This is a genomic window from Paraburkholderia sp. MM6662-R1 (assembly GCF_050436245.1).
Classification (GTDB): domain Bacteria; phylum Pseudomonadota; class Gammaproteobacteria; order Burkholderiales; family Burkholderiaceae; genus Paraburkholderia; species Paraburkholderia tuberum.
In genome coordinates this window covers 983,552-1,009,816 of sequence record NZ_JBNDLV010000003.1, presented here as the reverse complement: position 1 = coordinate 1,009,816, position 26,265 = coordinate 983,552, and the positions used below count along the sequence as shown (strand labels likewise).

Genomic DNA, 26,265 nt, shown 5'->3' with positions numbered 1-26,265 from the left:
AAGCGCTAGTTTTCACGCACCTAGCTTCTGCCTTTGAGAAGGTCCACGATTGCGTCCGCAACCCAAACTTGCGGACGCAATCCATGACCGAGAATGACCTGACCTTTTTGCCCTTGCGGGTGACACGCGTTGGTGTCGGCGGCAAGCGCAGTTTCCACCCGTCAGACAAGCGACGACTGGTCGACGCCTGCCTGCAGCCAGGCGCATCGCTGTCTGGCCTCGCCCTGAAGGCTGGGGTGAACGCCAACCAGTTGCGCAAATGGGTTCGGCTGCGCGAACAGTCGACTTCCTCCGCGAGATTCAACACTGCTGTCGGGTTGTCGGCCTTCGTGCCGGTCGTCGCGATCGACGACGCGGCGCCGACGACACATGTTGCGCAGCCGACGCCTGAACTGGATCGCGCAGATCTGTCGCCACCGGCGACACAAGCTGCGCGCCTGTCGGCCAGATTGCCCAACGGTGTAAAGCTTGAGCTCGAATGCTCAGGGCGCGACGCCGCACTGGTGAGCGCGATGATTGCCGCACTGAGAGCCCAATGATGTTCCGGTTCGAGGCGAACATTAAGGTCTTCCTGCATCGTGAGCCGATCGATTTCCGTGCCGGTATCAATAGCCTCGTGGCACTGGTCGAGCAGTCCATGCAACTCGACCCATTTGCACGTGCCGTGTTTGCCTTCCACAATCGCAGACGCAACCGGGTCAAGTTACTGTTCTACGAGCGCACCGGCTTCTGGCTGATGCTGCGGCGCCTCGAGCAGGACCACTTCGTCTGGCCACGTCGGCAACAGGCTGTGATCGAGTTGACGACCGAACAGCTGCATTGGCTCCTTGAGGGCATTGACGTTGACGCAGTGCGCCGCCATCCGGCACGGCGGTACCATCACGCGAGCTGAACGCCGGGCGTTCCCAGTAAAAACAACGGGCGGGTGGACGGTTACAAATTCCCGTAAACCCGTCGCGCGCAATCATTCGCTATCCTGGGAGCATGAACGAAGACGACTTCTCCCGATTGCCGTCGGTCGCCCAGGCCTATATCCGTGAACTCGAGGCACGCAACCGGCAGCTGGGCGAACGGATTGCCCAGTTGGAGGAGCAGTTCCGCCTGGCGCAGAGCAAGCGCTTCGCGCCGAGTAGCGAGAAGCTCGGGGCTCGTGTCTTCGACGAGGCCGAACAGATCGCCGCCACCGACCACGACGACGATGACGCCGGCGATGCCGAAGGCACGTTCGCGCTGCCCGATACTGGCCTGCCAGATGTACCCGGGGCGGCACGGAACAGGCCCGGACGCAAACCACTGCCGGCGCACCTGCCACGTCAGCGCATCGAATACGACCTGCCCGAAGAGCAGAAGATCTGTCCATGCTGCGCACACGCACTTCACCGCATGGGCGAAGAGGTCAGCGAACAGTTGCATATCGAGGTGAAGGCGTCCGTGCTGCAGCACGTGCGCTTCAAGTACGCGTGCCGCCACTGCGAACGCCATGCCGAACGCACGCCGGTGATCACCGCACCGATGCCAGCGCAGCCATTGCCGGGCAGCAATGCCAGTGCGGCGATGATCGCCACCGTTACTGCCGGCAAGTATGTCGACGGGACACCGCTATACCGGATGGCTCACGCACTGGCGCGCGCAGACATCGAAGTCGGACGTGGCACGCTGGCAAACTGGATCATCCGGCCCGCTGAACTGCATTACCGCCGGCTCTATGAGGCATTGCGCAAGACGCTGCTGTCGCAGCCGTTGATCCATGGCGACGAGACAACGGTGCAGGTGCTCAAGGAGCCCGGCAAGACCGCGCAGAGCACATCGTATATGTGGGTCTACCGCAGTGCCGAAGACTGTGCGGAGCCGGTCGTACTGTTCGACTATCAGCCGGGGCGGGGGCAGGAATATCCTCAGGCATTCCTCGCCGGCTATGAAGATCTGCTGATGACGGACGGATACGCCGCCTGGCGTACGCTCGAAGGACCAACCCACTTCGGCTGCCTGGCTCACGCCCGTCGGGCCTTCGTCGACGCGCTCAAGGGCATGAAAAAACCCGGCGGCCGCGCCGGGCAGGCATTGGAATACTTCAAGGCGCTGTATCAGGTCGAGGCGCTGGCCAAAGCCGATATGCCCGAAGGCGAGACGCGCGTTGACTACACATACCGGCTGCGCCAGCAGCACAGCGTGCCACTACTCGAAGCGTTCAGAAAGTGGCTGGACGAACAGGCGCCGCAGGTTCTGCCAGAAAGCCTGCTGGGCAAGGCAATCTCATATACACGCAACCAGTGGACGTATCTCTGCCGCTACGTGAGCGACGGGCGTGCCGCCGTCGACAACAACGTCATCGAGCGCGACATCAGACCATTCTGTACAGGCCGATCCTCATGGCTGTTCAGTGACACTGTTGCCGGGGCGAAAGCGAGCGCAATCGTTTACAGCCTGATGCTCACGTGTCGAGCCTGCAATGTCGAACCCTACGCATATCTCGTGCATGTGCTGACCGAATTGCCGCAACGCGCACCGGATGCCGATGTCACAGACCTGCTGCCCTTCAACTTCGCGAAGCTCACGGCTGCAGCACGCAACCCCGTTTGATTTGACCAGCGCATTGGCGCGAACTTCACCAATCGACGCGCTGTCGTGAGACGCCATCTCCCCACCACCCAGGGACGTCAATTCCGTGTGCTGGATCGTGCGCTTACCAACATGCCATGCGCGACCGGTACGAGTTGAACGGGTTCGGCGAGGTGGTGGCGAATGGTTGCCCGTCGGGAACGCGCCAGCTGGCCTTCACAGACATTTACTGTCAGCTGGCCGAGCAGATGGGGCACCTTGCCGCCATGTCAGTGCCCGTGATGACGCCATCGTTTGGTATCCGGGTACCGGACGTGATATGGATGGCGCCCGAAAAATGGGAAGGTCTTGATGGTGACACCCCCGTGCCGTTTGTACCCGACCTATGCGTAGAAGTGCTGCTCGATAGCGACCGGCAGCGCGAGATGAACCGTAGGGTCGCGTCGTACCTGGAAGGCGGCGCGAAGGAGGTGATTGTGGTCAGACAGGATGGGGGACTTGAATTTTGGGGAGCCGAGGGCCGACGCCACGCTTCCGTGTTCGCGATAGCACTCTCGCTCGAGCCCCTCTATTGCCAGGTCAGTGCGTCCGTCAGCATCATCGGCAGTCAGGTCTGCGACGATATACACCATCGAGCTGCGGAAATGACTTCCGCCCGGGCTGTCGGACATGACTCGGTGCAGTGGGAGGCGAAGCAGACCAACGCTAATGCGCCGCTGCTGAATCGCGCGACATCGGCGCAGTCATAAGCCGTGTGCGTCAACTCATCCTGATGTCGGCCCGGGTACTTGTCGCAACCGCGCGGGCGCAGAACTGTCGTTCCTCGATGCGGACTTCCGCTTTGTAGACATCGCCAACTCCAACCTGTGCGGCGTCCGCATTTCTTGCTCGTGACGGGCCGCTATGGGACGTATTGTTGCTGAAGCCCGCCCCTATAGGCCGGTTGACAAAGGCGATTCATAATCTGCTCAATATCTCGCTACGGAGCGGTTGTTCTGCTCTTTCGGGTCGTGGCCATGCTTGCCTCGTAAATAATGCCTCAAATGCAGCAAGGCCTATTCTACGAGGAACAGGCGATTGCCTGAGCGCGAGCTTGACCACAGCGGCTACCCTGCAGGCGTCTACGGGCAGCGGTTGAGATGCGTGAGGCCTCCCCATGCTGTTCACGCGCGTGCTGTCCAACAGCTAAAAATTATCGCTTGACTCGCGCGTTCCGCCCCGCACTGCACGCCGCCGAATTCCGCCTGCTCCGATAGCGGAACGATGCGGTGCAGCAGCGGCTCTATGAACAACAACGGCTCGGCGTGGTGCCCCCAATCTACTCCGCTTCTGCACAAGCTAACGTGGAATCGGTGAACGTCTGCGCGCTCCCTCGCATGCGCAACGCTTCACTGGCAGACATAGATTTCACCGGCTCCGGCAAGATTGCGATGCTGCTCGCCGGCGACCCCTCCTTTTCTATGGACCACGACAGTGAGAAACGGCGTTCTGTTCCGTTAAACGATGGACTTTGGACTTCCGCTATCTGCACCACAATGCCGTATCCGCGATACCGACAACGCGACTGGGTCCCTGTGGCTGCCTCCTTTGTGCGCCGCTGTAAGGGCACGACGCCGCAACGACCGTTCGAGAAAGTCCGTGCACGTTAGCGCCCGGCCGCCAGGCGTGTCGACGTTTTGGTGTGCAATCGAACATGGCTCCCCCTTGGAAATTGGCCCGCATCCTGGCGGGACTCTGGCAGCGCGCGTTGCCACTTCAAGCGACGCGTGGCTCGCAGGACGGCCTATGATGAAATCATTGAGGTGCGGAAAACGTGCCTCCTAACCCAGAGGAGCGGGAATCATGGCCAAGCAAGACACCGAATCCAGCGTCTACAGCGTCACGGAAATTATCGGCACCAGCACAACCTCCTGGGAGGATGCGGCGAAAAATGCTGTGGAAATTGCAGCGAACTCGCTGCGTGATTTGCGAGTCGCCGAGGTCTGCAAGCTCGACATGAGGGTCGATAGCGGCAAGGTCGTTGAATACCGGGCGCGGGTATCTTTGTCGTTCAAGTACGAAGCATGAAACGGCGACTCCGCACCACGGCAGAGAAGAGGCTTCCGATACTGCAAGTTTGCGGCATCGAGTTTGTACGCCGGTTGCGGAGGGCGCAACTCCCAGAATGCTTATGCTAGCACTTACGATCCGGTGGTCGAGATGCACGACGCCCTCGGCATGTAGCGCTAGCGCGCCTGCGGGGCCGTGCAGTTCAGTCTGGCGGTGTGCCTGCGTGGCAGCGGGCTTCAGTCAGTCCTGCGCCCGTTGTCGCTGCGAGCTGGCGGGACGCGCTCGCCTCCAACGCACGTAAATTCGACCACGTTCGTCGCATCGCTGATAACGCAGTCCATCCGGGCCCGGCTACTGTCGCGCCGCGGTCAAACCGCCGCTGGCCGATGCGGCAGGAGTATTTACATTGGCGCTGCAGCGCTACAGCCACTCGCGCGTGGCGCCGCAGGGGCTCATGTCCAGCTCATCGAGGTCCATCGATTGCCGTGTCGGGACGAACCGCGAGACGAGCCTCCGCGACTGCTTATGCGGCGCCAATCGGCGGTTGTCAACGTAGTTGTCACGTCACTTCACGCGGACTGCTTTAATTCTGTCGGCTGAACTCGCTCCGGATTGAGCCAGACCTCGTCCTTCAATTTCCAATTGCGAGTCGATCGGGACCACCGCTGCGGATTGCGCGCCTTGGCCTGCGCGTAAACAGCTTCGCGTTGCGCGAGCACCGCAGTGGCGACGCCGCTATGCCGCTGCGCCGGCGTGATGAATTTCAGGCCGCTGTGTTTGTGCTCGTGGTTATACCAGCGCACGAACTGCTGCGTCCAGGTGCGTGCCTCGTCCACGCTGCCGAACGGGCGGCGCGGATAGTCAGGCCGGTACTTGCAGGTGCGGAATAGCGACTCGGCATATGGGTTGTCGTTGCTCACGCGCGGCCGACTAAACGAGGCCACCACGCCCAGGTTCTCCAAGGTGGCGAGCATCGTTGCGCCCTTCATTGGGCTGCCATTATCCGAATGCAGCACCAGGGGGCGTCCTGCCAAGCCCTCGGCCAGACTCGCGCGCCGCATCAGCAACGCCGCCAGTTCTGCCGCTTCCACCTCTTGAACTTCGTGACCGACAATCTTGCGGCTGATATGACTTCCCGTGTCAAGAGAGATCGGTTTTCGGTTTTTCAGGACGCTAAATTTCCTGAGGGCGACGTAGCAGTAAGTCTCGACGGTGGATCACCCTGATATACGCGGGTTGGTTACCGCATTACAGTGTTCCGCCCAATGAGCCTGCCGCTATCTGAAGCCGCAAATCGGATGACATCCGCTGCATAGCCGGAGCGCGGGTTACTCGTGTGCCGGGCTACGCCGCCTTCAGGAAACTCCTTCAGATTGCTGCTTTTCAGTGGCCGGCAGGATGAAGCTGGTGTGTTGGCTGTGCACCGCCCGGTACAGCCAGGGACATTGACAGCCGGCCAATGTCCCAGATAAATCCCGCGAGTTCACGGGCCACGGCAACCACAGCGATGTTCGCATTCTTGCCGCGCTCTGCCAGTTTGCGATATCGCTGGCACAGCCGCAACTGTGCGTCCCAGGCTCGATCGGTAATGGGCTTGGGGATGCCTTCTTGCCGACGCTGGATATCTGTACTCACACGTGCGGGAAACCGGTAGCTCCAGGCGGCCTCGACGAGCAGTTTGCGGGCGTAACTGTTGCCGGTTTTCGTAATGCTTCCCTGACGACGCCGCTCTCCGGAAGAGTATTCAGAGGGGGTGACGCCCAGCCATGCCATCAGCTGGCGCGGATGCTCAAAGCGTGACAGGTCTCCGAGCTCCGAAAGCATTCCGATCGCAGTGGTGAACTGTATGCCACGCATGGCCTGAAGGCCCAGTACGGCCGGATAAAAGCGCCACTCGAGCACGGCCTCGCGCAGCGCCACCTCGAGACGCTCACATTGCGCGAGCCTGTCCTCGATCGTGCGACGGTGTTCGTCGAAGGCCAGTTGCTGCCAGTGACTTGGAAACGAATATGAGCTGATCCATCGCCGGTGCGCGGGTCCCCAGTCAGCGGTACCGGTATAACCTACACCATGCGCGAGCAGGAATGACTTCAGCCGTTGCCGCGCGTGCCTCAGATCGGCTTTGGCCGCTGCCCACGCACGGGCCAGATCGCGGAATGCTTCATCGTCTACGCCCGGCACATACACTGCTGAGAGGTCGCCCGCGCGCAGTGCGCGCACTAGCTTGATCGCGTCCCGCCGGTCTGTCTTGACGCGATCACCGGGCTTTCTGGGAATCAGCGATGGCGCGCACACCATGCAGTCGAATCCTTTCTGAACCAGTTCCCGGTAAAGCCCATAACCGCATGGACCGGCCTCGTAGACCACGCGCACGTGTCGCCCTTTGGACTGCAGACGTTTGCACAACCGGTCAACATCAGTCTTCGTCGTTCCGATCCTGCCCAACTGCTCCACTTCGCCCATGCCCAGCGCATAGGCGACCGCGATCGAGTCCTTGTGAACATCGAGCCCTACATAGACTGTGCTATCGTTTTCCATTGCTGGCCTCCGTGACGGAAATCGCCGGGTGTGGCCCTGTCCACACCGTGCGGCTCTGGCAGTCATGCTAACCCGCGTTTGTTTTCACACGCCAGGCCAGCCTTCCACCTCACGGGAAGTCATACTATCTGAACACGTCCAGCATCATGTACCAGTAGTAATACTTGCCCTTGACCGCCGCCGGTAGCCAGGTGATGTCCCACGACCAGACCTGAAGTTGACCCGCAAAAACGCACATCTATCCTTTGGAGAAGGAGGTGCCGATTATGGGCAAGCATCGTACCCCGTACCCGGCGGAATTTCGGGCGCAAATGGTCGGGCTGGTGAAGGCCGGGCGCAGGCCGGAGGAACTGGAAAAGGAGTTCGAGCCGACTGCACAGACCATCTACAACTGGGTGGCGCAGGCTGATCGCGACACAGGTGTGCGGCATGACGGTCTGACCACAGCCGAACGCCAGGAGCTCACACGGTTGCGTCGCGAAGTCCGGCAACTGAAGATGGAGCGCGACATACTCTCTCACGCGGCAGCCTGGTTCGCGAGGGAGACGGGATCCATTCCACCGAAGGGCGGTACGGATTCATGAAAGCGAACCGGGCCCGCTGGCCCATCGCGATGATGGCACGGCTGCTCGGCGTCTCGACGAGCGGCTATTACACATGGCTGGTGCGGGAGCCCGCGATGCGCACGCGTAGCGATGCGCAACTGCTCGCGCATATCCGCACGCTCCATGCAAGCTCGCGCGGCACGTATGGGGCACCGCGTATTCATGCGCAACTCGCGCGCGAAGGCATACACGTGGGGCGCAAGCGGGTGGCGCGCCTCATGCGTATGGCGGGTCTGTGCGGGGCAAGCCGGCGGCGCTGGCCGCGCACCACGCGGCCACGCGCAGGCGCCCGGCGTGCGCCTGATCTGGTGCGCCGGCACTTCAGTGCCGACGCGACAAACGTGCTGTGGGTCGCAGATGCGACCTATGTACCCACGGGCGAAGGATTCCTCTATCTGGCGGTTGTGCTGGATGTATTCAGCCGTCGCGTCGTCGGCTGGGCGATGTCCAGCCATCTGTACACCGAACTGATGTTGCGGGCGTTTGACATGGCGTTGCAGCAGCGACGCCATGACGGTGTGATTCTACATTCCGATCAAGGCTGTCAAGGCGGATTCAACCGGTCGTTGCAACACCTTTGATCGAGGAGGTGTTGCATGGGACGAAGTGCAAAGCAGGTGTATCGGTTGACAGGGCGAGAAGCGATGTACTCGCCGGGTGCGCCATCACTTGGACATGTGATGGAGCGTCGGTATTGGCAACAGATCGCAACGGGCATTACAAGCGAGAAAGCAGCGGAGGCGGTAGGCGTATCTCAAGCGGTAGGCTCGCGCTGGTTCCGCTATCGTGGCGGCATGCCACTATTCATGTCGAAACCTATCGCTGGTCGATACTTGTCGTTCGCTGAGCGGGAAGATATAGCGTTGCTCTCGGTACAAGGTCTTGGGGTACGCGAAATTGCCCGGCGTCCTGGACGCAGTCCGTCAACCGTTTCGCGGGAACTCACACGCAATGCGGCAACCCGTGGTGGGTGCCTCGAGTATCGTGCTTCGGTCGCGCAGTGGAAGGCGGAACGGTTCGCCAAACGACCAAAGCCAGCGAAGCTGGCGACGAACGCACGGCTGCGCCAATACGTACAGGAGCGCCTTGAGGGCAAGGTACATGACGCTGATGGTCGTGAAATTGCGGGGCCCAGGCAGGCACCGTTCAAGGGGCGCAATAAACCACATCGCGGTGACCGAAAGTGGGTCAACGGCTGGTCACCTGAACAGATTGCCAATCGATTGCAAGCTGATTTCCCGGATGATGAATCTATGCGCATCTCTCACGAAGCCATTTATCAAGCGCTCTATATTCAAGGGCGCGGTGCGCTCAAGCGCGAGCTGGTGGGTTGCCTTCGCACCGGGCGCGCGTTGCGCGTTCCCCGAGCGAGAGCGCGTGCCAAGGCGTGGGCGCACGTCAGCGAGGAGGTGATGATTTCCAGCCGGCCTGCAGAGGTGCAAGATCGTGCTGTGCCAGGCCATTGGGAGGGCGACCTGATTATCGGCTTAAACCGATCAGCCATCGGGACGTTGGTGGAAAGATCAAGCCGCTTTACGATGCTCGTGCACTTACCTCGCGAGAAAGGCTATGGGCTAATTCCACGCACGAAAAACGGGCCTGCGCTGGCCGGCTACGGAGCTGTTACGATGGCCAACGCACTCAAGAAGACCGTGGCGGACTTGCCTGCTCAGTTGTGGCGATCATTGACCTGGGATCGTGGCAAGGAACTGTCCGATCACGCCCGCTTCACGATCGAGTCCGGCGTGAAGGTGTTCTTCGCTGACCCGCACAGCCCATGGCAGCGTGGTACGAACGAAAACACCAATGGCCTTCTACGACAATACTTTCCAAAGGGCACAGACCTGTCCCGGTGGAGTGCTCGCGAGATCCAGGCCGTTGCTAACACATTGAATACCAGGCCCCGGAAAACACTCGGCTGGAAGACGCCTGCGGAGGCCTTGGACGAATACCTAAAATCTGTTCAATAATCTAGTGTTGCGACGACCGGTTGAATCCGCCCTGGCACCCTTGGTCTGAGTGCAGGATGATGCCTTCATGGCGTCGCTGCAGCAACGCCATATCGAGTGCGCGCAACATCAGTTCGGTGTACAGATGGCTGGACATCGCCCAGCCCACAATGCGACGACTGAACACGTCGAGGACCACAGCCAGGTACAGAAACCCCTCGCCAGTCGGGATGTAGGTGGCGTCCGCCACCCACAGCACGTTCGCCGCCTCGGCACAGAAGTGCCGACGCACCAGATCCGGAGCGCGCCGTGCCCCCGCGCGTTGCCGCGTGGTGTGTGGCCAGCGCCGCCGGCTCGCACCATGCAGGCCGGCCATGCGCATCAGGCGTGCGACCCGCTTGCGTCCGACGTGCACGCCTTCACGCGCAAGCTGCGCATGGATACGTGGCGCCCCATACGTGCCGCGCGAACTCGCATGCAGCGTGCGGATACGCTCGAGCAGTTGCGCATCGCTGCATGAGCGTTTCGATGGCTCTCGCACCAGCCATGCGTAGTAGCCGCTCGTGGAGACCCTGAGCAGCCGTGCCATTGTGGCAATGGGCCACCTGGCCCGGTTCGCTCTCATGAATCCGTACCGCCCTTCGGCGGAACGGCTCCCGTCTCCCTCGCGAACCAGGCCGCAGCCTGCGAGAGAATGTCCCGCTCCATCTCCAGTTGCCGGTTCTCACGACGCAACCGTGTGAGTTCCTGCCTCTCGGCCGTGGTCAGCCCGTCGTGACGCACACCCGCATCGCGATCGGCCTGCGCGACCCAGTTGTTGATCGTCTGCTCGGTCGGTTCGAACTCACGAGCCAGTTCCTCAGGCGTTCTTCCGGCCTTCACCAGCTCAACCATGTGGGCCCGGAATTCCACAGGGTATGGGGTACGATGCCTGCCCATTTCGACACCTCCTGATCAAAAGGATAGGTGTCCGTTTTTGCGGGTCAATCTCAGACAGGCAGCGGGCGGCCAGAAGGCGGCCTCCGTTCGTTGCGTCGCCATGACATTCAGGCGGCAGTTCTGCTTCGATACTGTTGAAAAAGTCGCTACATGGCTTTTGCAATTGGCAAGCTAAAAAATCGACCTCTCAGATCGGCCCACGAACCGCTCGCGAGCGTCGATCAAGGGTAAGAAGACCCATGAAAACCTCCCGAGAGAGACGGTCAGCCACTTTTTCAACAGTATCGCTTGAGAGCCGCCATATATGTCTCGGTGGGGCCGACGGTCAGCAACGGGTCGGCAAGGAGCATTCGAATTTCTCGAAAGCCCCGTTCGCTGTCGACAAGTTCCAGCGGAAGTCGAATGGCTGCTGTGGCACCGAAGTGAAGACCTTCCGCAGCGTAGGAGGCCGTCCTTGGAACGTCGAGTGCCTGTCGAACACTTGAGTCGAAGCGAGGTGCACGATTGCGCCCTAGGTCCGCGCTTCACACCACGCTCAACTTATCCACGACGCGCTGCACTCCTTTCGCTGACCACGCAGCCCCGCACGCAGCGCGCTTTTCTGCCAGCGAACTGACAGTACCGGTCAGCGTGACGACCCCGTCGTGCACGTCGATTGCGATGCCGGCGAACTCTCGCTTTGCACGTCGCGCAAGTGCTGCAGAAATCTGGGCACCAACGTCGGCGGCGACTTCATCGGCCCGGACGGTGATCTGGTTCGACACACCCATTACTCCACGCATGCGGCTCACCAGCATTTCAGCGGCATGACGCTGATAGCCCCAGTCGACTTCGCCGGCAAGGGTCACGCAACCGCGTTCGACTTCGACCTGAATGGCGTCCTTGGGGAAGTCCTCCTGCCACTTGAGCGCCGATAAGATCGCGGTGGCGAGATCCTCGTCGCTGTGCGACGCAGGCGACGATTCCGGGACATTCAATTCCATCACGAGCGCGCGGCAGCCGGTCACACGTTGCGCCGCCTTCTGTGCCGCGAGTTTCTGCGCGTAACTCGACACTGCCCCCACGAGTGTAACGATGCGATCATGAACCGCTACCCTGATCTGCCTGGCGTCGATTGCCGGGTCCCAGAGCAATTCCTGCTCGACGTCTTGTTTTAGCGCTTGGTCTGACTTCATCCCGGTCTCCTGCACAATCGTCGACGGCGCCGAAGGACGCCGGCACGGCGACGCATCCCGCACGTGGCGTGACGCGCAACTTCTAGCATCGTCCGAAGCGTTCTGACTATGTTGATATCGATCAACCCAGAGCTTCAGTGTGCGCGGGCGTGGCCCGGCCCCGGCGCGCGCCCGCTATGACGGTGATCGGCCATCTACGGCCGTTGGCTCGCGCTGTCACGCGGACATTCGAACGTCGGCTGCGCGAGCTACAACGGTCGCTCAAAGTGACTGCCCGCCGACTGGAACTGCACCGGACGCAACGTCGCTCAAACGCGACGCGATTTTCGTGCGCACTTTCTATTGGGCAGCAGCCGTCTGTTGGACAGCGCGGAGATCTGGCCCGCGCGCGATGATGCCGCTGGAAATCCTGATCGCCCCGTGCGCGTACACCGGGGCATTCAAAAACATCACCGACGGTCAGGTCGTCTCTGCAAATACCGACAACGTGCGATCCGCATGGCGATGAGCAAGCGGATTCACCTTCGGCGAAGCGACGAGGCTAACGCCCGGCTCGTCCTTCTCCTACACTCGGAAAGTTCCCGCGAGCGGCACGAAGAACCGGACGAAGGAGGAGGCTTTTCCATGGAGTTTCAAATCCGTGAGATCGACCACGTCGTGATCAGGGCCGCCGATCTCGATTCGAGACCCGGTTTTACTGCGATGTGCTTGGTTGCAGTGTGGAAAAGGAACAGGCGGATCTCGGGCTCATCCAGTTACACGCCGGGCACTCGCTGATCGATCTGCTGAAGGTCGGCGGAAAGATCGATCGCCCAGAGAGCGGTGCGCCAGGTGCGGGGCGCAATATGGATCATCTGTGCCTGCGCATCGAGCAACGGCCCGGTAAAGATACCGCCATTCCCCCTTGACGCGGATGTACGTCTAGTCCATCCGCCAGCTCTTACCCACCGGACGCTTGCGGCGGCGAAACGCTTTCTCCAGCACCGGCAACAGCGCTCGATGGCCCAGCGGTGCTCAGTCGAATGATCGATCCAAACGCCGCGCTCAGCCATCATGTCTTCAAGGTGCCGTAGGCTCAGCGGATAGGCCACTTACCAGCGCACGCAAGTCAGAATCACGTCCAGCGGATAATGCAGGCGTTTGAGCACTCGGGCCACCACCGGATTCATCGTCTTCATCGAGCTTTCAGTCGTTCATGTCGTTCCGCACATCATAGCGGACCGGCCTTACTGCAACAGAACCGCCATAGCTTACTGGCCGCCGAACGGTTTCTCGACCGTCAGCTTGGTGGTCACGGAGATGACGCCCGGGACGCCCTTGGTGATTTCGGCCACCTTGTCGATCTGCGATGGGTCGACGACCGTCCCGTAGAGCGTGACTGCACCGCCCTTCGCGACGACACTGATGTTCCCGGCGTTGATCTCCTTGTGCTTCACGATGGCCGAATAGACCTTGCGGCGCAGTGCGCGATTGGCCGCCCGGTCCGATTTGGCCGCCGGTGCGGCCGACGCCGCCGTCGCGGCGCCATTCGACGCCGCGCTCGCTGCGCCTGACTGCGCCGAGACGTGAACCGATGCCAGCGCGAGCAATATGCCGCCGGCCATCCTGAGTGCCATGTTGCTTGTGCTCATTCGATGCTCCGCTTGTCGTGGTTCACGGGGTCAGAAAGCATGACGGATGCCGATCATCGCTGCGGTGCTCGACGTTCCTTCCGGAACCGGCGCGGCGTATATGATCGTCTGGCTCATGTTGCCCCGGTTGTTGACGTACCCGACCTGTGCGTAGGCGAGGGTGGCCCTGGACAGGTTATATTCGGCGCCCACCGCGAACAGATTCGACTGGTTGGACGAAAAATTTCGGTCCCTCAGGTAATAGAAGCCCGACGTGACCTTGAAGAATCGGGTGAACTGGTAGCCGAGGCCGGCGGAGATCATCTCGAAGCTGTCCTGACTGCTTTTCGCCGGATTCTTGCCCATGGCGTACGACGTCGACACGGAAACATTGTAAAACGTGTATTGCGCGCCAACGTACCAGAACCGGTTGTTGTTCAGGCCTGTCGCCGGGGTCACGGCACCGTTGGGCGCAAACGGGTTGGCGTCGTGTCCGTTGTAGTACACCCCCGCCACGTTGAGGCCGTAGTTCGAATACTTGAGCACGGCCGACTCGCGCGTGCCGCCTTGAAACTTCCCGGCGACGCCGCCCGGCGCGTACTCGAGCGCAAGCGATGCGCCGTAGAATTTCGGCGACTGGTAGACGATCGCATTGTCGTCATACAGCGCGCCGATCGAGCCGTTCGTGCTGGTGCCCGGCCAGCCCGCGGCCTGGTTCAGGCCGAGCCACGCGGTCAGGATGCTGCCGAAGTATTGGGCGTTCCGTACGTCGGTGTCCGCCATCGCATAGATCATCGGCAGGATCTGCCGGCCCAGGTCGAGCGTGCCGTACGGACTCGACACGCCCACCGTAGTCTGCTCGTTGAACATCGCGGTGGCGGTCGGCGTGCCGGCCAGTCCGGCCCTCCCGGTGGGCGTGTTGAACGACCCCTGCAGCTTGAAGTTGACCTTGTAGCCGCCCCCGATGTCCTCGGTGCCCTTCAAGCCCCAGAGGCTCGCATAGATGCCGCCGTCCTTGAGCTCGTAGACATGCCCGAGATTCACCTTCGACTGAAAGTTGCTCGCGTTCGCCCTCTGATACAGGAACCCGGTATCGAGTAGGCCGTACAGCGTCACCGACGATTGCGCATGTGCTGCGCTCGCGAACACGACAAGCGCTGCAGCGCCACTCCACTTCGATTTCATTTCGGTCTCCTAGTTGTGTCGCGATCGCGGGACACTTCCGGCAGGCGTACGGCTAGTGGTGGAATGAAACTGGGCCGGGCGTTTCTATCGGCATCGGGTGGACAGGAAGCAGTCCCCATGCTTAGATCGTGGCTCCTCCATTCGGGCTGATCGCCCTGGGACTGCCGGCGAGCGGTTCAAACAGTGACAGCAAGGCGCACCCTCAGCGGTTGTAGAGGCCGGTCAGGGTGGCCATGGCGAGCGTGTTCTGGTAGATAACGAAGCGCGCCACCGCGTTGGGCGCGTTGGCCGGCAGCTCCAGCTTGGGCACACCCAGCGCGTGCACGGTGAAAATATAGCGGTGCGCCGGCAAGCCCTTGGGCGGGCAGGGACCGCCGTAGCCGGTGGCGCCGTAATCGTTGGTGGCCTGAGTGCCGCTGGCGCCCAGGTCAGTGGCGTCGGATGAGCCTATGCCTGCGGCGAGCTGGGTGACGGACGAATCGATATCGAACAGGATCCAGTGCCAGAAGCCGCTGCCGGTGGGTGCGTCCGGGTCGTACAGCGTCAGGGCGAAGCTCCTGGTGCCTGCCGGCGCGCCGTGCCATTGCAGCGCGGGCGAACGGTTCTGGCCGGTCCCGTCGAAGCCATCGAATTCATGCACCAGTTGCAGCCGTTCCTGATCCCTGAATTCAGGCGATATCACTGTCAAGATGCTCACGCCATTTCCTTTGATTTACTTGATTTGAGAACCAGGGAAGCCGCATCGCCTGGATGCGCCCCAGAACCGATGCACTTATTTGTCATGGCGCCGCTTCCTCCAGCTGCGCCACGGCCTCCCCTCGCACGACACGTTCGGCGGCGGACGATTATTCAATCGTGTCCTCCCGCAATGTTCATTCTCATTTCGCAGTCTCCAGGCTCGGGTTTATGGACCGTTGCTGATTGATCCGGTCGGTGTCGTCGGACGTGCCGTTGCCACGCCCTGGATGCGGTTTGTCTCGCGCTGCGCGGGTCAGTACGACTTCGGCAACCCGAGCGCCTGCTCGGCGACGTAGCACAACGCGAGCTCCTGTGTCACCGGTGCGAGCAGCGACAGCACGCTTTCGCGCAGGCCGCGCTCGACGTGGTACTCCGTCGCGTAGCCGTAGCCGCCGTGCGTGCGCACCGCACGCAACGACGCCTCGAAACTGGCCTCTGCCGCCAGGTACTTGGCCGCCGTAGCCTCGACACCGCAGGGCTTGCCGGCGTCGTAGAGCGCCGCCGCCTTCCACATCAGCAGTTCGGCCGACTGCAGGTGCATCCAGCATTCCGCCAGCGGATGCTGGATCGCCTGGTTCTTGCCGATCGGCCGGCCGAACACGACGCGTTCCCTGGCGTAGTCGGTTGCCCGCGCCAGCGCTGTCTCAGCGGCGCCTAGCGCGGCAGCCGCGACGAGGATGCGCTCCGGGTTCAGGCCGTGCAGCAGGTACCTGAAACCCTGGCCTTCGTCGCCGATGCGATCCTCGACGGGGATCTCCAGTCCGTCGATGAACAGTTCATTCGAGTCCACTGCCTTGCGCGCCATCTTGTCGATCTCGCTGATGCGCACGCGCGATCGATCGAGGTCGGTGTAGAACAGCGTGACGCCGTCCATCGGCCGCGCGCATGCCTCGATCGCCGTCGTGCGGGCCACCAGCAGGATCTTGTTGGCGTGCTGCGCGGTCGAGGTCCAAACCTTCTGGCCGCGGACGATGTAGCGGTCGCCTGCGCGACGGGCGAAGGTTCTGACGCGTGTGGTGTCGGAACCGACGCTGGGCTCGGTCACGCCGAAGCAGGCGCGATCCGAACCGTCGATCAACGGCGGCAGCATGCGCCGCTTTTGCGCCTCGCTGCCGAACACGACCACCGGCTGCGGGCCGAACAGGTTCAGGTGTACCGACGACACCGCCGCCGAGCCGAGCTTGCCGATCGTGCGCATCACCATCGCGGCCGCCGAGATGCCGAGGCCGGCGCCGCCATATTCCTTGGGCATGGTCACGCCGAACCACCCGCCGCGAGCGACGGCGTCACAGAACTCGCTGGGCCAGCGTCCATCGCGGTCCCGCTCAAGCCAGTAATCGGCGCCGAAGTCGGCGCAGCGGGCCTCGACGGCGTCGCGGATTGCAAGCTGGTCGTCGGAGAAGTCGAAATTCATGCGGGGCGCTCCTGCAGCAGGCCTGCGGGGACGTCGACCGGCATGTCGAGCAGCATCTGCGCCATGCCCTTGCCGAGCGGGTCGTTGCGCAGCGACGCCATGCCGCCGCCGCCCAGCGCGCACTCGCAGACGAGGTTGATGGCATGAATGCCGGGCAGCTCGTAACGGTGGACCGGCCCCTGCACCAGATGGCGGAGGTACTCCGCGACGCGTTCTGGCGTCACCTGGTCTTTCAGCACCGGCAGCAGGGCCGGATGCCGCGCGATGAGGCCGATGTTGGAGGTGTCGCCCTTGTCGCCGCTGCGTCCGAGCGCGATTCTCACGAGCGGCACGGTCTGGCGTGGGCCGGCGGGCAACGCACCCTCGATGGGCGCCAGCGGTTCCCGCGCGACCTGCGGTTGCGGTGGCGGCAACGTCACGGTGAACGTCGTCTCGCCGAGCGTGACCGTCGGCGTCACCTGCGCCTTCGGAATGAGCCAGGCGAACTGCCGCAGCACCGGCGACACCGAGGGACGGCCACCGGCACCGGTCGTGCCGGGTGACCAGGACGTGCCGGGTGCGGCTAACTCACGGCTGAACATCGCCAGTGCGCGCCGGTCGGCATGCGTCACCGTCAGGCGCAACACGACTTCGCGCGTCGGCAAGGGGCGCGCATGCGGCCCGTAAGCCGATTCCGTGCCGAGCAGCTCGATATGGGTGGCCAGGAAGTCCGCGAACCCGCTGTCGTGCAGCAGCCGGCGGCCGCGCTCGAGCAGCGCCTCGCCCGTGCGCCTGGCCTTTGCTGCGGCGTCGATCCCGACGATGGTGAGCTGCCCGGACATCTTGAAGCCCGCCGGCGCGGTGGCGCTGACCTTGTAGGTGCCGGTCGGCGGGCGGCCGCGCGCGCCGGTCACGAGCACGCGATGCGGCCCGGCCTGCTCCATGCGCACCTGGCGGAAGTCGCAGGTCACGTCCGGCAGCAGATAGTTGGCCGGATCGCCTATCTCGTACAACAGTTGCTCAGCGACAGTTGCGTGCGTGACAAGGCCGCCGGTGTCCGCAGGCTTGGTGACCACAAAGCTGCCGTCTTCGCGGCACTCGACGATCGGATAGCCGATGTTCGCCCAGTCCGGCACGCTGGCCCAGTCGGTGTGCAGGCCGCCTGTCGCCTGGCAGCCGCATTCGATGATGTGGCCGGCCAGGCTGCCGGCGGCGAGCCGGTCGAAGTCGTCGGCCGCCCAGCCGAACTCGTGCATCAGCACGCCGAGGGTGACAGCACTGTCGACGCAGCGGCCGGTGATGACGATGTCGGCACCCGCGGCCAGGGCCCGTGCGATGGGCAGTGCGCCGAGATAGGCATTGGCCGTCACCAGCCGCTCCGGCATCGGTTCGCCGCTGGACATTTCGCCCGTGCCGGCCGCTCGCATCGCGGCGGCAAGCGGGAGGACGTCGTCGCCTTCGACGATCGCGACCCGCACCGGTACGCCGAGTTCGTCGGCCAGAGCCCGCACCGCTGCGGCGCAGCCCTTCGGGTTTACGCCGCCGGCGTTGCTGACGATGCGGATGCCCTGCCCGACGGCCTGCTTCAGCACCGAGCGCAGCGCCACCGTGACGAAGTCGATGGCGTAGCCTTCCTCCGGCCGCTTCGTGCGCGCGCCCGCGAGGATCGACATGGTGAGCTCGGCGAGATAGTCGAACACGAGGTAATCGATGGCGCCGCAGCGCACCAGCTGCAGCGGCCCGAGGCTGCTGTCGCCCCAGAAGCCCGAGGCGCCGCCGATGCGCACAACCTTGCCCGGCGTCGACGATGTCAGTTGCCCGTCCATTGCGGTTTCCTTTTTTCCTTGAATGCGGCCAGGCCCTCGCGCGCGTCCTGGGTCAGGGCCAGCAGGCCGATCTGCCCTTCGCCGAAGGCGATCGCCTCGTCGAAGGACATCGAACGCATCGCCTTCATCGCATACATGCCGCGCCGCAGCGCGGTAGGTGAGTTGGCGAGCAGCCGCGACAGCAGGCGCTCGAGCGTAGCGTCGAGGTCGTCAGCCACCTCGTTCACCAGACCGATCTCGCGTGCCCGCGCCGCGTCGATGGGCTCGCCCGTCAGGCACAGCTGCGCCAGGCAGCGCAGCGGCAGCTGGGCCTGCAGCACGGCGAGCACCTGCATCGGGAACACGCCCACCTTCACCTCGGGCAGGCCGAAGCTCGCGTGCCGGGCCGTGATGGCGAGATCGCACATCGCGAGCAGGCCCATGCCGCCGGCCATGCAGGCGCCGTTAACCCGCGCGACGAGCGGCACGTTCAGCGTGCGGGCCGTGCGCAGCAGGTCGGCATAGGCGCTGGTCGGCGTGGCGTAGTCGAACGCGAAGGCATCCCCGCCCAGGTCGGCGCCGGCGCAGAACGCCTCGTCGCCGGCACCGGTGAGCACCACCGCGCGAATCGTCTCGTCAGACCTGGCGCGGTCCAGCGCTTCCTGCAACGTGCCGATCACTTCCGCGTTGAGCGCATTCCGGCGCTCCGGGCGGTCGATGGTGAGAATCAGCCGCCCGTCCTGCCGGCTGGCGTGCACGACCTCGCTCATGCTTCGACTCCCGTTGACTCGCTGCACGCCGCCACTTGCGTCACGCCCGCCTGCTCCATCTCGCGGATCTGCTGCTGCGAGTAGCCCGCCTCGGCCAGCACTTGTGCGCTGTGCTCACCCAGCAGCGGCGGCGGGCGCAGCGGCGGCAGCGGCGTTTGCGGCCATTCGCTCGGCACCGCCATGGTTCGCAGCACGCCCTCGGTGGGATGCTCGAATTGCCGGAAGAACCCGATGTCCTGCAGGTGCGGATCGTCCATCAGCGACTCGAAGGTGTGCACCGGCAACACCGGGATGCCGAGCGGCTCCAGCAGCTCGCGCCATTGCTGGGTGGTCTGCGCTTTCAGCTTGTCGGCGAGGATCTCGTACAGTGCCTCGACATGCTGCGTGCGCGATTCGCCGTCGGCAAACCGCGGGTCGCTGTTGAACCGCTCGGCCTCGCCGACCACGCGCATGAAGGCCTGCCACTGTGCGTCGGTGTAGACGACGAGGCACACCAGGCCGTCCTGCGTGGCGTACGGCCGCCGCTGCGGGTTGAGCAGCCGCGGATAGCCGAAGCCGCCGCGCGGCGGGATGAACGTGTGGCCGTACAGATGATCGCCCAGCATCATCTGCGCGGTGGTCTCGAACATCGGCACGTCCACCGCCTGCCCGCAGCCCGTGCGCTCGCGCGCGAGCAGGGCCGCGCAGATCACGCCGAACGCGTACAGGCCCGTGGCCCGGTCCGAGAGGTTGAGCGGGGCATAGCGCGGCACGTCGGAACCGGCCCGCACGCTGGCCTCGGGGATCGCGACGGCCGCCTGGATCAGGTCGTCGAAAGCGCGCGAGTCCGCATAGCGACCGCGCTGGCTGAAGCCGAAGGTGCCGACGTAGACGATGCGCGGGTTCACCAGCCGCAGCGCCTCGTAATCCAGCCCAAGGCGCTGCATCGCCTGCGGCCGCACGTTGTAGACCAGCGCGTCAGCCGTCTGCGCGAGCTTCAGCAGCGCTTCCTTGCCGGCAGGGCGCTTCAGGTCCAGCATGACGCTGCGCTTGTTGCGGTTCAGGTTGAGGAACAGCGGGCCGGCGCCCGAGCGCCCGCCGGGTCCGACGGCGCGCAGCATGTCGCCGCCGGGCGGCTCCACCTTGATCACGTCGGCCCCCAGGTCGGCCAGCATCTGCGTGGCCGATGGTCCCATGACGACTTCGGTGATGTCGATGATGCGCAGGCCGGCCAGCGGCCCACACTGGTTCGAGTCGTTGCTCATTCTGTCCGTGCTCCTCTTTCCGGTCAGGAACCGGCTACGTCGGCGCCGTTGCCGCGGATGTAGGGCACCGGTCCGATGTCGCGCGCTGCCGCGAGGGCCTCGATCGCGTACCGGATCGAAACCGCGTCATTGAGCGAGTGGAACGTCCCGTCCTCGTTGAAGCTGACCTGCGCGCCTTCGATCCAGGCGATGGTGATGGTGTCCTCGGTGTTGTCCTCGGGGGTGTAGAAGGTGTGCACCGAGCCGCCGGGCTCGTACAGGTAGGAGCCTGCCGTCTGCCGCTGCTCGGGGTACTCGCGATACGCCCAGCATCCCTGGATCGTCCACACCTGCGCCGTACCGGTGTGGTAGTGAATCGGCAGCGAGCAACCGGGTTCCAGGATGGCCATGAAGACCCACTCGCCGCGCTCCAGGTCCAGGCGCAGCGGCTTGATGTGGATGCCCGGAAAGACATCCCTGATCAGCGGGATCTGCTCGATGTTGATGGTCAGGAGCTTGTCCTGTGGCAGAGCGGGCAGCGGCAGCGGGGCGCCGGTGGACGTGGTGGGCTGCGCGAGCATTCTTGCGTTCATGAATTGTCTCCCGTTGTTACTGGATTTAAAGCAGTCGATGGAAGCCGCCCCTTGATAAGGAAGCCGGACGCAGGCTGCTCCGGCAAACAGCGCAGGGAGGCGGCAGCCCCGCGCGGAAGAAACAGGAAGTCGCCCGGGGCGAGACCGAAGTGCTGCCCATCGACACGTGCGTCGATCCGTCCGTCTTCGACGTAGAGAACCTGCTCGGCGTCAGGCTCCGCGGTGCAGACCGATGCGCTGCCGGCAGGCATGCGCAGCGCCGCAATGTCGACCCAGCGCGCGCCAGCGGTCTCGCGGTCGATGAGGGGAACCGTGCCGGTGGCGGCGTCGCCGGCGGCAAGCACGCGCACTTTGGCGTGAGCAGGCGCGGCGGCAGCGCCGTCGGGTTCCGTGATCGTGTGCGCCGGGTTCTCGCCATAAGGCGGTGTATAGACGACCAGCACACGCCCGGGCTGGTCGCTGGTCACGCGAAACGAATGGAACACGCCTGCCGGCACGTAGGCCCAGGTCCCGGGCTCCATCGCTTCCACGCGGCCTTCCGCCCCTGACTCGCCGGTTCCCTCGATCATGTAGGCGCATTGCTCCAGGTGCGGATGCGCGTGCGGCCGCGCGCCGTGCGATTTCACGATCGTGCCGACCAGCACTTCGAGCGCCGTCGCGCCGACAGTCTCGGGGCCGATCACGCGCACGTTGGAGGTGCCGGTGTGGTTGGCCGGCGCGTAGGCGGCAAGATCGGCCGCCCTGACCACGGTAGGTACGGGCTTCATTCGGGCTGGCTCCATGCGGTCTTGATCGCCGGGGTGGCGGCCTGCGCTGCCATGAAGCCGGAGGCATTGGAATGGTTTTCCACGATGACGGGCTGGCCCTTGCCGGCGGCCAGCGATTGGTCGAGCACGCGCGCCTCGGCGTCCGTTCCGCTTCCGACCGAAAAGGGAATGATGGACTTGATGGGCCTGGCCGGATAAGGGGCCGCCGCTATCGCTCGCGGCTCAAAGACAGGGGTAGCCAGGAGGAAGAGAAGGTTCCGCATGCGCATCGCTCCAATGAGGACTCAACTTCAGGGAGTTAAACCTAAATGACTAATGTTAGTAGTTTAGGCATGCGAAAAGTGGCGTCAAGTACGGGCTTACCCGACAGCCCGCCGCTGGGGCTCGGTGATCCCGGGCACGGTTTTCACGGCGGACGCGGGGAGGTCGATCTCGGAAACGTAGCGGTCGCCCCGATACCAGGTCGCACCGGCGTAGAGCACGTTGCCTTTGCCGTCAACCAGGCGTCGCGACATCTTCGCGACGGGCGAGGCAAACGGGATCTTCAGCATATCGCACAGAGGAAAATCGGCGGGTATCACGGTCACGCGTTGTCGCAAGCGTTTGCAGCGCGCGCCAAGTTTGTCGAGCACCGCGGCGAGCAGTTTCCGCTGCATGGCGATGTCCTTGGGCAGCGATTCGAAAACCGGCGTCGGCACATAGATTTCGGCGTAGCAGAACGGCTCGCCGGAATAGGAGTGCAGCTTGCGGACACAGACGTATTCGTCGGCCGACCGGCCATCCGGTCCGAGCAGTTCTTGTGGCACAAGGGTGCGGCGCCGGACTTCGAGTATCTCGAAGGCAAGCGCCTGCGGTGCGGCGAAGGGGTTGTTGATCACCTGTTCGAGGTCGCCCGTGACGGCGGGCAGCGCTGCAACGTGGGTCCCGACGCCCCGCTGGCTGCGGATAAGCCCTTCCTTGGAAAGCAGCTCGTATGCTTGCCGAACGGTGATGACGGCGACGCTCAGGTCGTCCGCGAGTTGCGTGATCGGCGGCAGCTGCGTGCCGAGCGGGTACTCGCCCTTCGCAATTCGGTGCCGCAGCAGGGACGCCAGCCGGTGATATTGCGCAACGCCGCGCTCGGCTGGCAGCTCCGGCCACGCGGTCTCCATGTGTCGCTCATCCGCCATCATATAAATCCTAATTAACCAACTTTCGAATTATATGTCAGCGATGCGCGAGCAGTCGCTCGCGTTTCTGGCACACCCAAACAACTTTCCTTGCTGCTCATGCACCAGTCGTGCTTTTGGGCGACTTTCGGCCACTTTCAGCCGTTCGCCTTCATGTTCCAACGGTCATTCAAGCGTCGGCTACGCTCAGTAGAACGGTCATTGATCGGCCATAGCCGAACGATGTCGAGGTTCCGGAGGGCGATATTGCTTCAGCCTTCAACGCCGAAGCAGGTCGAGAGTCGAACGAAGAAGTCAGGCACTGCGGCGCGCATTCAAAATCTGGTGTCCAAGTCGAACGATTTCATTGACCCGCAGATCCAGGTCATCGCGACGGGTTCGGTCGTTGCGTATCGCGACCCGCAGACAATGCGCTCCGTGCACCGTTGTGTCGGACAAGGCCGCGATGCCAGCTTCCTGAAATCGCAACATTATCTCGGCGTTGAGCGCCTTCAATGCTTCCTCTTTGCTCAGCGGATCGGGCAACAAGTTTTCGGCAAGCCGACGGCGCGCTGCAGATCCGGCGCGCGCGCCGGTCAAGATGATCGGCATTGGGACGTGCCCGTCAGGCCAGCGGCCGGATGTTCTGGTTCATGCGGAAGAAGTTCGTCGGATCGTACTGGGCCTTGATCTGCTGAAGCCGTCGGTAATTGGGACCGTATGCAGCCGCAATGGGTTCGCCCGTCTCATCGTCGTCCAAGTAGTTGACATAGCGACCGGCAGCAAAGAAAGGTCGCATTGCTTCGTAGGTTTCGCGAGCCCAGGCGACGCAGGCGCCGGTCTCCGCCGGCTGCATCCATTGAGCGAGCACGAGGAAGTTGTAGCCTTCACGCCGGTGCGGGAAGGCCGTGTCGGTAGCATTGACCCGGGTGACCGCGCCGTGGAAATGTTCGAGGAGCAGTTGGCCCATTGTCGTCGGGCACCGCGCGAAGCTGCTAATCATGGTGTCGATCGCAGCGTCGCTCAGCTCTGTGAGGAAGTTGGACTTCCAGTAGTTAAGAGCGCCTTTCGGGTAGTTGGCATCGAGCATGCTGTTGAGCTGGGAGTAGGGCATCGGCCCAACGGCATCCAGGATGGGAAGCGCGAACTGTTTCAGCGGCCGCATGGCCCTTTCGGCGTCTTCCAACGGCCCGCAGTGGCAGGTGACCAGGGCGGCCACCTTCGTGCCGGACCCGTCCGGCGCATGCGTCAGCGTTGCGAACAGTGCGTGCTCATCAGGCAGCGATCGTGTGCTGTCGCGGAAAAATTCGAGCAGGGCCCGGGAGCGTTCGATCGGGTGGACGATCGGGCCGCCCATAATGGTCGGCCCGACCGGGTGGAGTTCATACTCGAAGCTCGTGGCGACCCCGAAGTTTCCGCCGCCGCCGCGAAGCGCCCAGAAAAGCTCGGGCTCCCGGTGCTTGCTGGCCCGCAAGAGCTTGCCGCCAACCGTGACGAGCTCCACCGCCCGCAGATTATCGAGCGCCAGGCCGTATTTGCCCATCAGCCAGCCCACCCCGCCCCCGAGGGTAAGCCCGGCAATGCCCGTGCTGGAGACCACGCCCCCGGTGACGGCCAGGCCGTGCAACTGCGTCTCGCGATTGAGCTCGCCCCAAGTGACGCCGCCTTGCGCCCAGACTGTTCTGCCCTCCGGATCGACATGGATGCCCTTCATCGGCGAAAGATCGACCATCACCCCACCATCAATCGTCGCCCGTCCCGCCACGTTGTGGCCGCCACCGCGAATTGCACCCTCGAGGCCGAGCCTGCGGGTGAGATCGAGGGCTCCGACAACGTCGGCTACGCCGTGGCACCTGGCGATCAAGGCGGGCCGCTTATCGACCAGGCCGTTGTGGACCTTCCTCGCGTCCTCATAGCCGGTGTCCATGGGTTGCAGGAGTTGCCCGCGGAAGGTGGCGGCAAGCTCGGCCGCAGCGTCGGCCAAAGATCCAATCGGCAGCATGGTGTCGTCTCCTCGAATTCGGCTCCAAGTCTTCACTGAAATCGGCCCGGGAGCAAACTCGAAGAATTCAGCTAAGGGTGAACTGATTTCATCTACACTGCTACATGCATAAGCTGCCGCCCCTCGTAGAGTTCCGCGCGTTTGACGCAGTCGCTCGCCATATGAGCTTCAAGAAGGCCGCGCTCGAGCTATGTGTCACCCCTACCGCGATCAGTCACCAGATCCGATTGCTCGAGCGCTATTGTGGTTGCGCCCTGTTCCGTCGCAGGCCGCGGCCCTTGACGCTGACCGATGCCGGAGCGCGGCTGTTCCCCGCCATTCATGGCGGGCTCGAGGTGTTTGCCACCGCAATCGCGGCCGTCAAGCGGGATAGCGACCAACAGCCCCTTCGCGTAACGACAACGAACGCGTTTGCCAGCCGTTGGCTCGTGCCCCGCCTGTCCGCGTGGCGGAAATTGCATCCCGACGTGCCGCTGGAGGTGATCGGCACGGATACCGTGCTCGATCTGCAGGCCGGCGAGGGCGACGTCGCGATTCGTTACGCGACCAGCCGAGCAGTGCCGACGGGCGGGATCGTCGATGATCTCTTGAGAGATACATTCTGGCCCGTCTACAATCCGCGCTTGCTTTCAACGGGACAACTGAAGAGACCCGTCGATCTCGCAGAGCATGTTCTGATCCACTCCTATTGGTCACCAGTCGACCATGAGCCGCCCACATGGCAGAGATGGCTTGCCGCGGCTCAGCGCAGGTGGCGCGAAGTGCCCGAATTCAAGGACATGCAGCACCTGAGCTTCCGGGAGGAGCTGCATGCCATCGAGGCGGTGATCGCCGGCCAGGGAATCGGGATTTTTAGTGACGCGCTCGTGGCACCCGAACTCGCCGCCGGTACGCTCGTAAAAGCATTCAAGCTAAGCTTGCCCGGGTATGGCTTCTATGTGATTCGCAGGCTAGGCCATCCGCGCGAAAGGACCATCCGAGCCTTCTCGGAGTGGTTGCGGTCAGCTACTTAATCCGCTCCTCTTGTTCGTTCAAAATCGCCTTATCAAACCCCCTTCTAATGGCGGAACCATTCCACCGTCACGTGTAAGGTGGCTTCAGGTGAGAGCAGGGCAGCTTCGTGGCCAAGAGATGGCCGTTGTGCACCGAAAAGCGACCATAGCAACGATACGAGTGTGAACGACCGCATGGGGTCGCGTGCCGCCGATCGCGTCAGG

27 protein-coding genes and 3 pseudogenes are annotated in these 26,265 nt (G+C 63.2%); 11 read left to right on the top strand and 19 right to left on the bottom strand.

What is annotated here, in order from left to right; genetic code table 11:
* Window positions 1-83: 83 nt before the first annotated feature.
* The 6 genes from tnpA (at window position 84) to OKW39_RS27500 (ending at window position 4,626) form a co-directional block, all read left to right on the top strand.
* The gene (tnpA, locus tag OKW39_RS27525; RefSeq protein WP_429354897.1) at window positions 84-539 is read left to right on the top strand and encodes an IS66-like element accessory protein TnpA; all 456 of its coding nucleotides are present in this window, start codon (window positions 84-86) and stop codon (window positions 537-539) included.
* The gene (tnpB, locus tag OKW39_RS27520) at window positions 536-892 is read left to right on the top strand and encodes an IS66 family insertion sequence element accessory protein TnpB (protein WP_429564091.1); all 357 of its coding nucleotides are present in this window, start codon (window positions 536-538) and stop codon (window positions 890-892) included. Before tnpA ends, tnpB begins: the two co-directional genes overlap by 4 nt.
* 92 nt (window positions 893-984) lie before the next feature.
* Window positions 985-2,580: an IS66 family transposase gene (tnpC, locus tag OKW39_RS27515; RefSeq protein ID WP_429562207.1), complete on the top strand. Its 1,596-nt coding sequence runs from the start codon at window positions 985-987 to the stop codon at window positions 2,578-2,580.
* Between the two features lie 116 nt (window positions 2,581-2,696).
* Window positions 2,697-3,308 (top strand): Uma2 family endonuclease, encoded by a 612-nt coding sequence (locus tag OKW39_RS27510; protein WP_429564090.1) that lies wholly within the window; start codon window positions 2,697-2,699, stop codon window positions 3,306-3,308.
* A 519-nt stretch (window positions 3,309-3,827) separates the two neighbouring features.
* Window positions 3,828-4,208, top strand: a complete 381-nt coding sequence (locus OKW39_RS27505; protein ID WP_429564089.1) for a hypothetical protein — start codon at window positions 3,828-3,830, stop codon at window positions 4,206-4,208.
* A gap of 193 nt (window positions 4,209-4,401) precedes the next feature.
* Entirely contained in the window at window positions 4,402-4,626 is a 225-nt protein-coding gene (locus tag OKW39_RS27500) for a dodecin family protein (RefSeq protein WP_429332161.1), read from the top strand.
* Between the two features lie 551 nt (window positions 4,627-5,177).
* On the opposite strand, the pseudogene OKW39_RS27495 reads toward OKW39_RS27500, so the two are convergent.
* Both OKW39_RS27495 and OKW39_RS27490 read right to left on the bottom strand, forming a co-directional pair.
* Window positions 5,178-5,732: pseudogene (locus OKW39_RS27495) on the bottom strand (transposase); the annotation flags it as partial.
* A 259-nt stretch (window positions 5,733-5,991) separates the two neighbouring features.
* Complete coding sequence (locus tag OKW39_RS27490; protein ID WP_429564088.1) at window positions 5,992-7,146, bottom strand: IS110 family transposase; 1,155 nt, start codon at window positions 7,144-7,146, stop codon at window positions 5,992-5,994.
* Window positions 7,147-7,412: 266 nt separating this feature from the next.
* On the opposite strand from OKW39_RS27490, the gene OKW39_RS27485 reads away from it, so the two are divergent.
* Genes OKW39_RS27485 through OKW39_RS27475 form a run of 3 tightly spaced genes read left to right on the top strand, consistent with a single transcriptional unit; the run spans window position 7,413 to window position 9,721 of the window.
* Window positions 7,413-7,730 (top strand): transposase, encoded by a 318-nt coding sequence (locus tag OKW39_RS27485; RefSeq protein WP_429332140.1) that lies wholly within the window; start codon window positions 7,413-7,415, stop codon window positions 7,728-7,730.
* Window positions 7,727-8,332, top strand: a complete 606-nt coding sequence (locus tag OKW39_RS27480) for an IS3 family transposase (RefSeq protein WP_429359708.1) — start codon at window positions 7,727-7,729, stop codon at window positions 8,330-8,332. The genes OKW39_RS27485 and OKW39_RS27480 overlap by 4 nt, the downstream gene beginning before the upstream one ends.
* A gap of 15 nt (window positions 8,333-8,347) precedes the next feature.
* Complete coding sequence (locus OKW39_RS27475) at window positions 8,348-9,721, top strand: IS30 family transposase (protein ID WP_429359710.1); 1,374 nt, start codon at window positions 8,348-8,350, stop codon at window positions 9,719-9,721.
* A gap of 1 nt (window position 9,722) precedes the next feature.
* Here OKW39_RS27475 and OKW39_RS27470 read toward each other — a convergent pair whose 3' ends face one another.
* The 3 genes from OKW39_RS27470 to OKW39_RS27460 all read right to left on the bottom strand — a co-directional run bounded on the left by OKW39_RS27470 (window position 9,723) and on the right by OKW39_RS27460 (window position 11,814).
* Window positions 9,723-10,289: an IS3 family transposase gene (locus tag OKW39_RS27470; protein ID WP_429564087.1), complete on the bottom strand. Its 567-nt coding sequence runs from the start codon at window positions 10,287-10,289 to the stop codon at window positions 9,723-9,725.
* Window positions 10,290-10,321: 32 nt separating this feature from the next.
* Complete coding sequence (locus OKW39_RS27465) at window positions 10,322-10,639, bottom strand: transposase (protein WP_429564086.1); 318 nt, start codon at window positions 10,637-10,639, stop codon at window positions 10,322-10,324.
* A gap of 524 nt (window positions 10,640-11,163) precedes the next feature.
* A complete protein-coding gene (locus tag OKW39_RS27460) occupies window positions 11,164-11,814 on the bottom strand; it encodes a BON domain-containing protein (RefSeq protein ID WP_429360670.1) in 651 nt (216 codons plus the stop codon).
* A 624-nt stretch (window positions 11,815-12,438) separates the two neighbouring features.
* Here OKW39_RS27460 and OKW39_RS27455 point away from each other — a divergent pair.
* Window positions 12,439-12,686, top strand: a pseudogene (locus OKW39_RS27455) (VOC family protein); the annotation flags it as partial.
* Here the strand turns inward: OKW39_RS27455 and OKW39_RS27450 are convergent.
* The 14 genes and pseudogenes from OKW39_RS27450 to OKW39_RS27385 all read right to left on the bottom strand — a co-directional run.
* A pseudogene (locus OKW39_RS27450) lies at window positions 12,664-12,992 on the bottom strand (DDE-type integrase/transposase/recombinase); the annotation flags it as partial. The pseudogenes OKW39_RS27455 and OKW39_RS27450 overlap by 23 nt on opposite strands.
* Before the next feature lie 72 nt (window positions 12,993-13,064).
* Window positions 13,065-13,445: a BON domain-containing protein gene (locus tag OKW39_RS27445; RefSeq protein WP_429564085.1), complete on the bottom strand. Its 381-nt coding sequence runs from the start codon at window positions 13,443-13,445 to the stop codon at window positions 13,065-13,067.
* A 30-nt stretch (window positions 13,446-13,475) separates the two neighbouring features.
* Window positions 13,476-14,609 (bottom strand): porin, encoded by a 1,134-nt coding sequence (locus OKW39_RS27440; protein ID WP_429359851.1) that lies wholly within the window; start codon window positions 14,607-14,609, stop codon window positions 13,476-13,478.
* Between the two features lie 202 nt (window positions 14,610-14,811).
* Window positions 14,812-15,306, bottom strand: coding sequence for a YbhB/YbcL family Raf kinase inhibitor-like protein (locus OKW39_RS27435; protein WP_429332168.1), 495 nt, complete (start codon window positions 15,304-15,306; stop codon window positions 14,812-14,814).
* 294 nt (window positions 15,307-15,600) lie between these two features.
* Window positions 15,601-16,761: an acyl-CoA dehydrogenase family protein gene (locus OKW39_RS27430; protein WP_429359850.1), complete on the bottom strand. Its 1,161-nt coding sequence runs from the start codon at window positions 16,759-16,761 to the stop codon at window positions 15,601-15,603.
* Window positions 16,758-18,566 (bottom strand): acyclic terpene utilization AtuA family protein, encoded by a 1,809-nt coding sequence (locus OKW39_RS27425; protein WP_429564084.1) that lies wholly within the window; start codon window positions 18,564-18,566, stop codon window positions 16,758-16,760. The genes OKW39_RS27430 and OKW39_RS27425 overlap by 4 nt, the downstream gene beginning before the upstream one ends.
* Window positions 18,551-19,315: an enoyl-CoA hydratase-related protein gene (locus OKW39_RS27420; RefSeq protein ID WP_429332171.1), complete on the bottom strand. Its 765-nt coding sequence runs from the start codon at window positions 19,313-19,315 to the stop codon at window positions 18,551-18,553. The genes OKW39_RS27425 and OKW39_RS27420 overlap by 16 nt, the downstream gene beginning before the upstream one ends.
* A complete protein-coding gene (locus tag OKW39_RS27415) occupies window positions 19,312-20,559 on the bottom strand; it encodes a CaiB/BaiF CoA transferase family protein (RefSeq protein WP_429564083.1) in 1,248 nt (415 codons plus the stop codon). The genes OKW39_RS27420 and OKW39_RS27415 overlap by 4 nt, the downstream gene beginning before the upstream one ends.
* 23 nt (window positions 20,560-20,582) lie before the next feature.
* The gene (locus tag OKW39_RS27410; RefSeq protein ID WP_429359845.1) at window positions 20,583-21,131 is read right to left on the bottom strand and encodes a 2,4'-dihydroxyacetophenone dioxygenase family protein; all 549 of its coding nucleotides are present in this window, start codon (window positions 21,129-21,131) and stop codon (window positions 20,583-20,585) included.
* A complete protein-coding gene (locus OKW39_RS27405; protein ID WP_429359843.1) occupies window positions 21,128-21,898 on the bottom strand; it encodes a cupin domain-containing protein in 771 nt (256 codons plus the stop codon). The genes OKW39_RS27410 and OKW39_RS27405 overlap by 4 nt, the downstream gene beginning before the upstream one ends.
* Window positions 21,895-22,161, bottom strand: a complete 267-nt coding sequence (locus OKW39_RS27400) for a hypothetical protein (RefSeq protein ID WP_429359841.1) — start codon at window positions 22,159-22,161, stop codon at window positions 21,895-21,897. The genes OKW39_RS27405 and OKW39_RS27400 overlap by 4 nt, the downstream gene beginning before the upstream one ends.
* 96 nt (window positions 22,162-22,257) lie before the next feature.
* On the bottom strand, window positions 22,258-23,049 hold the full coding sequence (locus OKW39_RS27395) for a GntR family transcriptional regulator (protein ID WP_429359840.1): 792 nt from the start codon (window positions 23,047-23,049) through the stop codon (window positions 22,258-22,260).
* Window positions 23,050-23,361: 312 nt separating this feature from the next.
* On the bottom strand, window positions 23,362-23,658 hold the full coding sequence (locus OKW39_RS27390) for a hypothetical protein (protein ID WP_429359839.1): 297 nt from the start codon (window positions 23,656-23,658) through the stop codon (window positions 23,362-23,364).
* A gap of 13 nt (window positions 23,659-23,671) precedes the next feature.
* On the bottom strand, window positions 23,672-25,048 hold the full coding sequence (locus OKW39_RS27385; protein ID WP_429359837.1) for an FAD-binding oxidoreductase: 1,377 nt from the start codon (window positions 25,046-25,048) through the stop codon (window positions 23,672-23,674).
* Window positions 25,049-25,152: 104 nt separating this feature from the next.
* Between OKW39_RS27385 and OKW39_RS27380 the strand changes: the two genes are divergently transcribed.
* Window positions 25,153-26,061 (top strand): LysR substrate-binding domain-containing protein, encoded by a 909-nt coding sequence (locus tag OKW39_RS27380; RefSeq protein ID WP_429359835.1) that lies wholly within the window; start codon window positions 25,153-25,155, stop codon window positions 26,059-26,061.
* Window positions 26,062-26,265 lie beyond the last annotated feature (204 nt).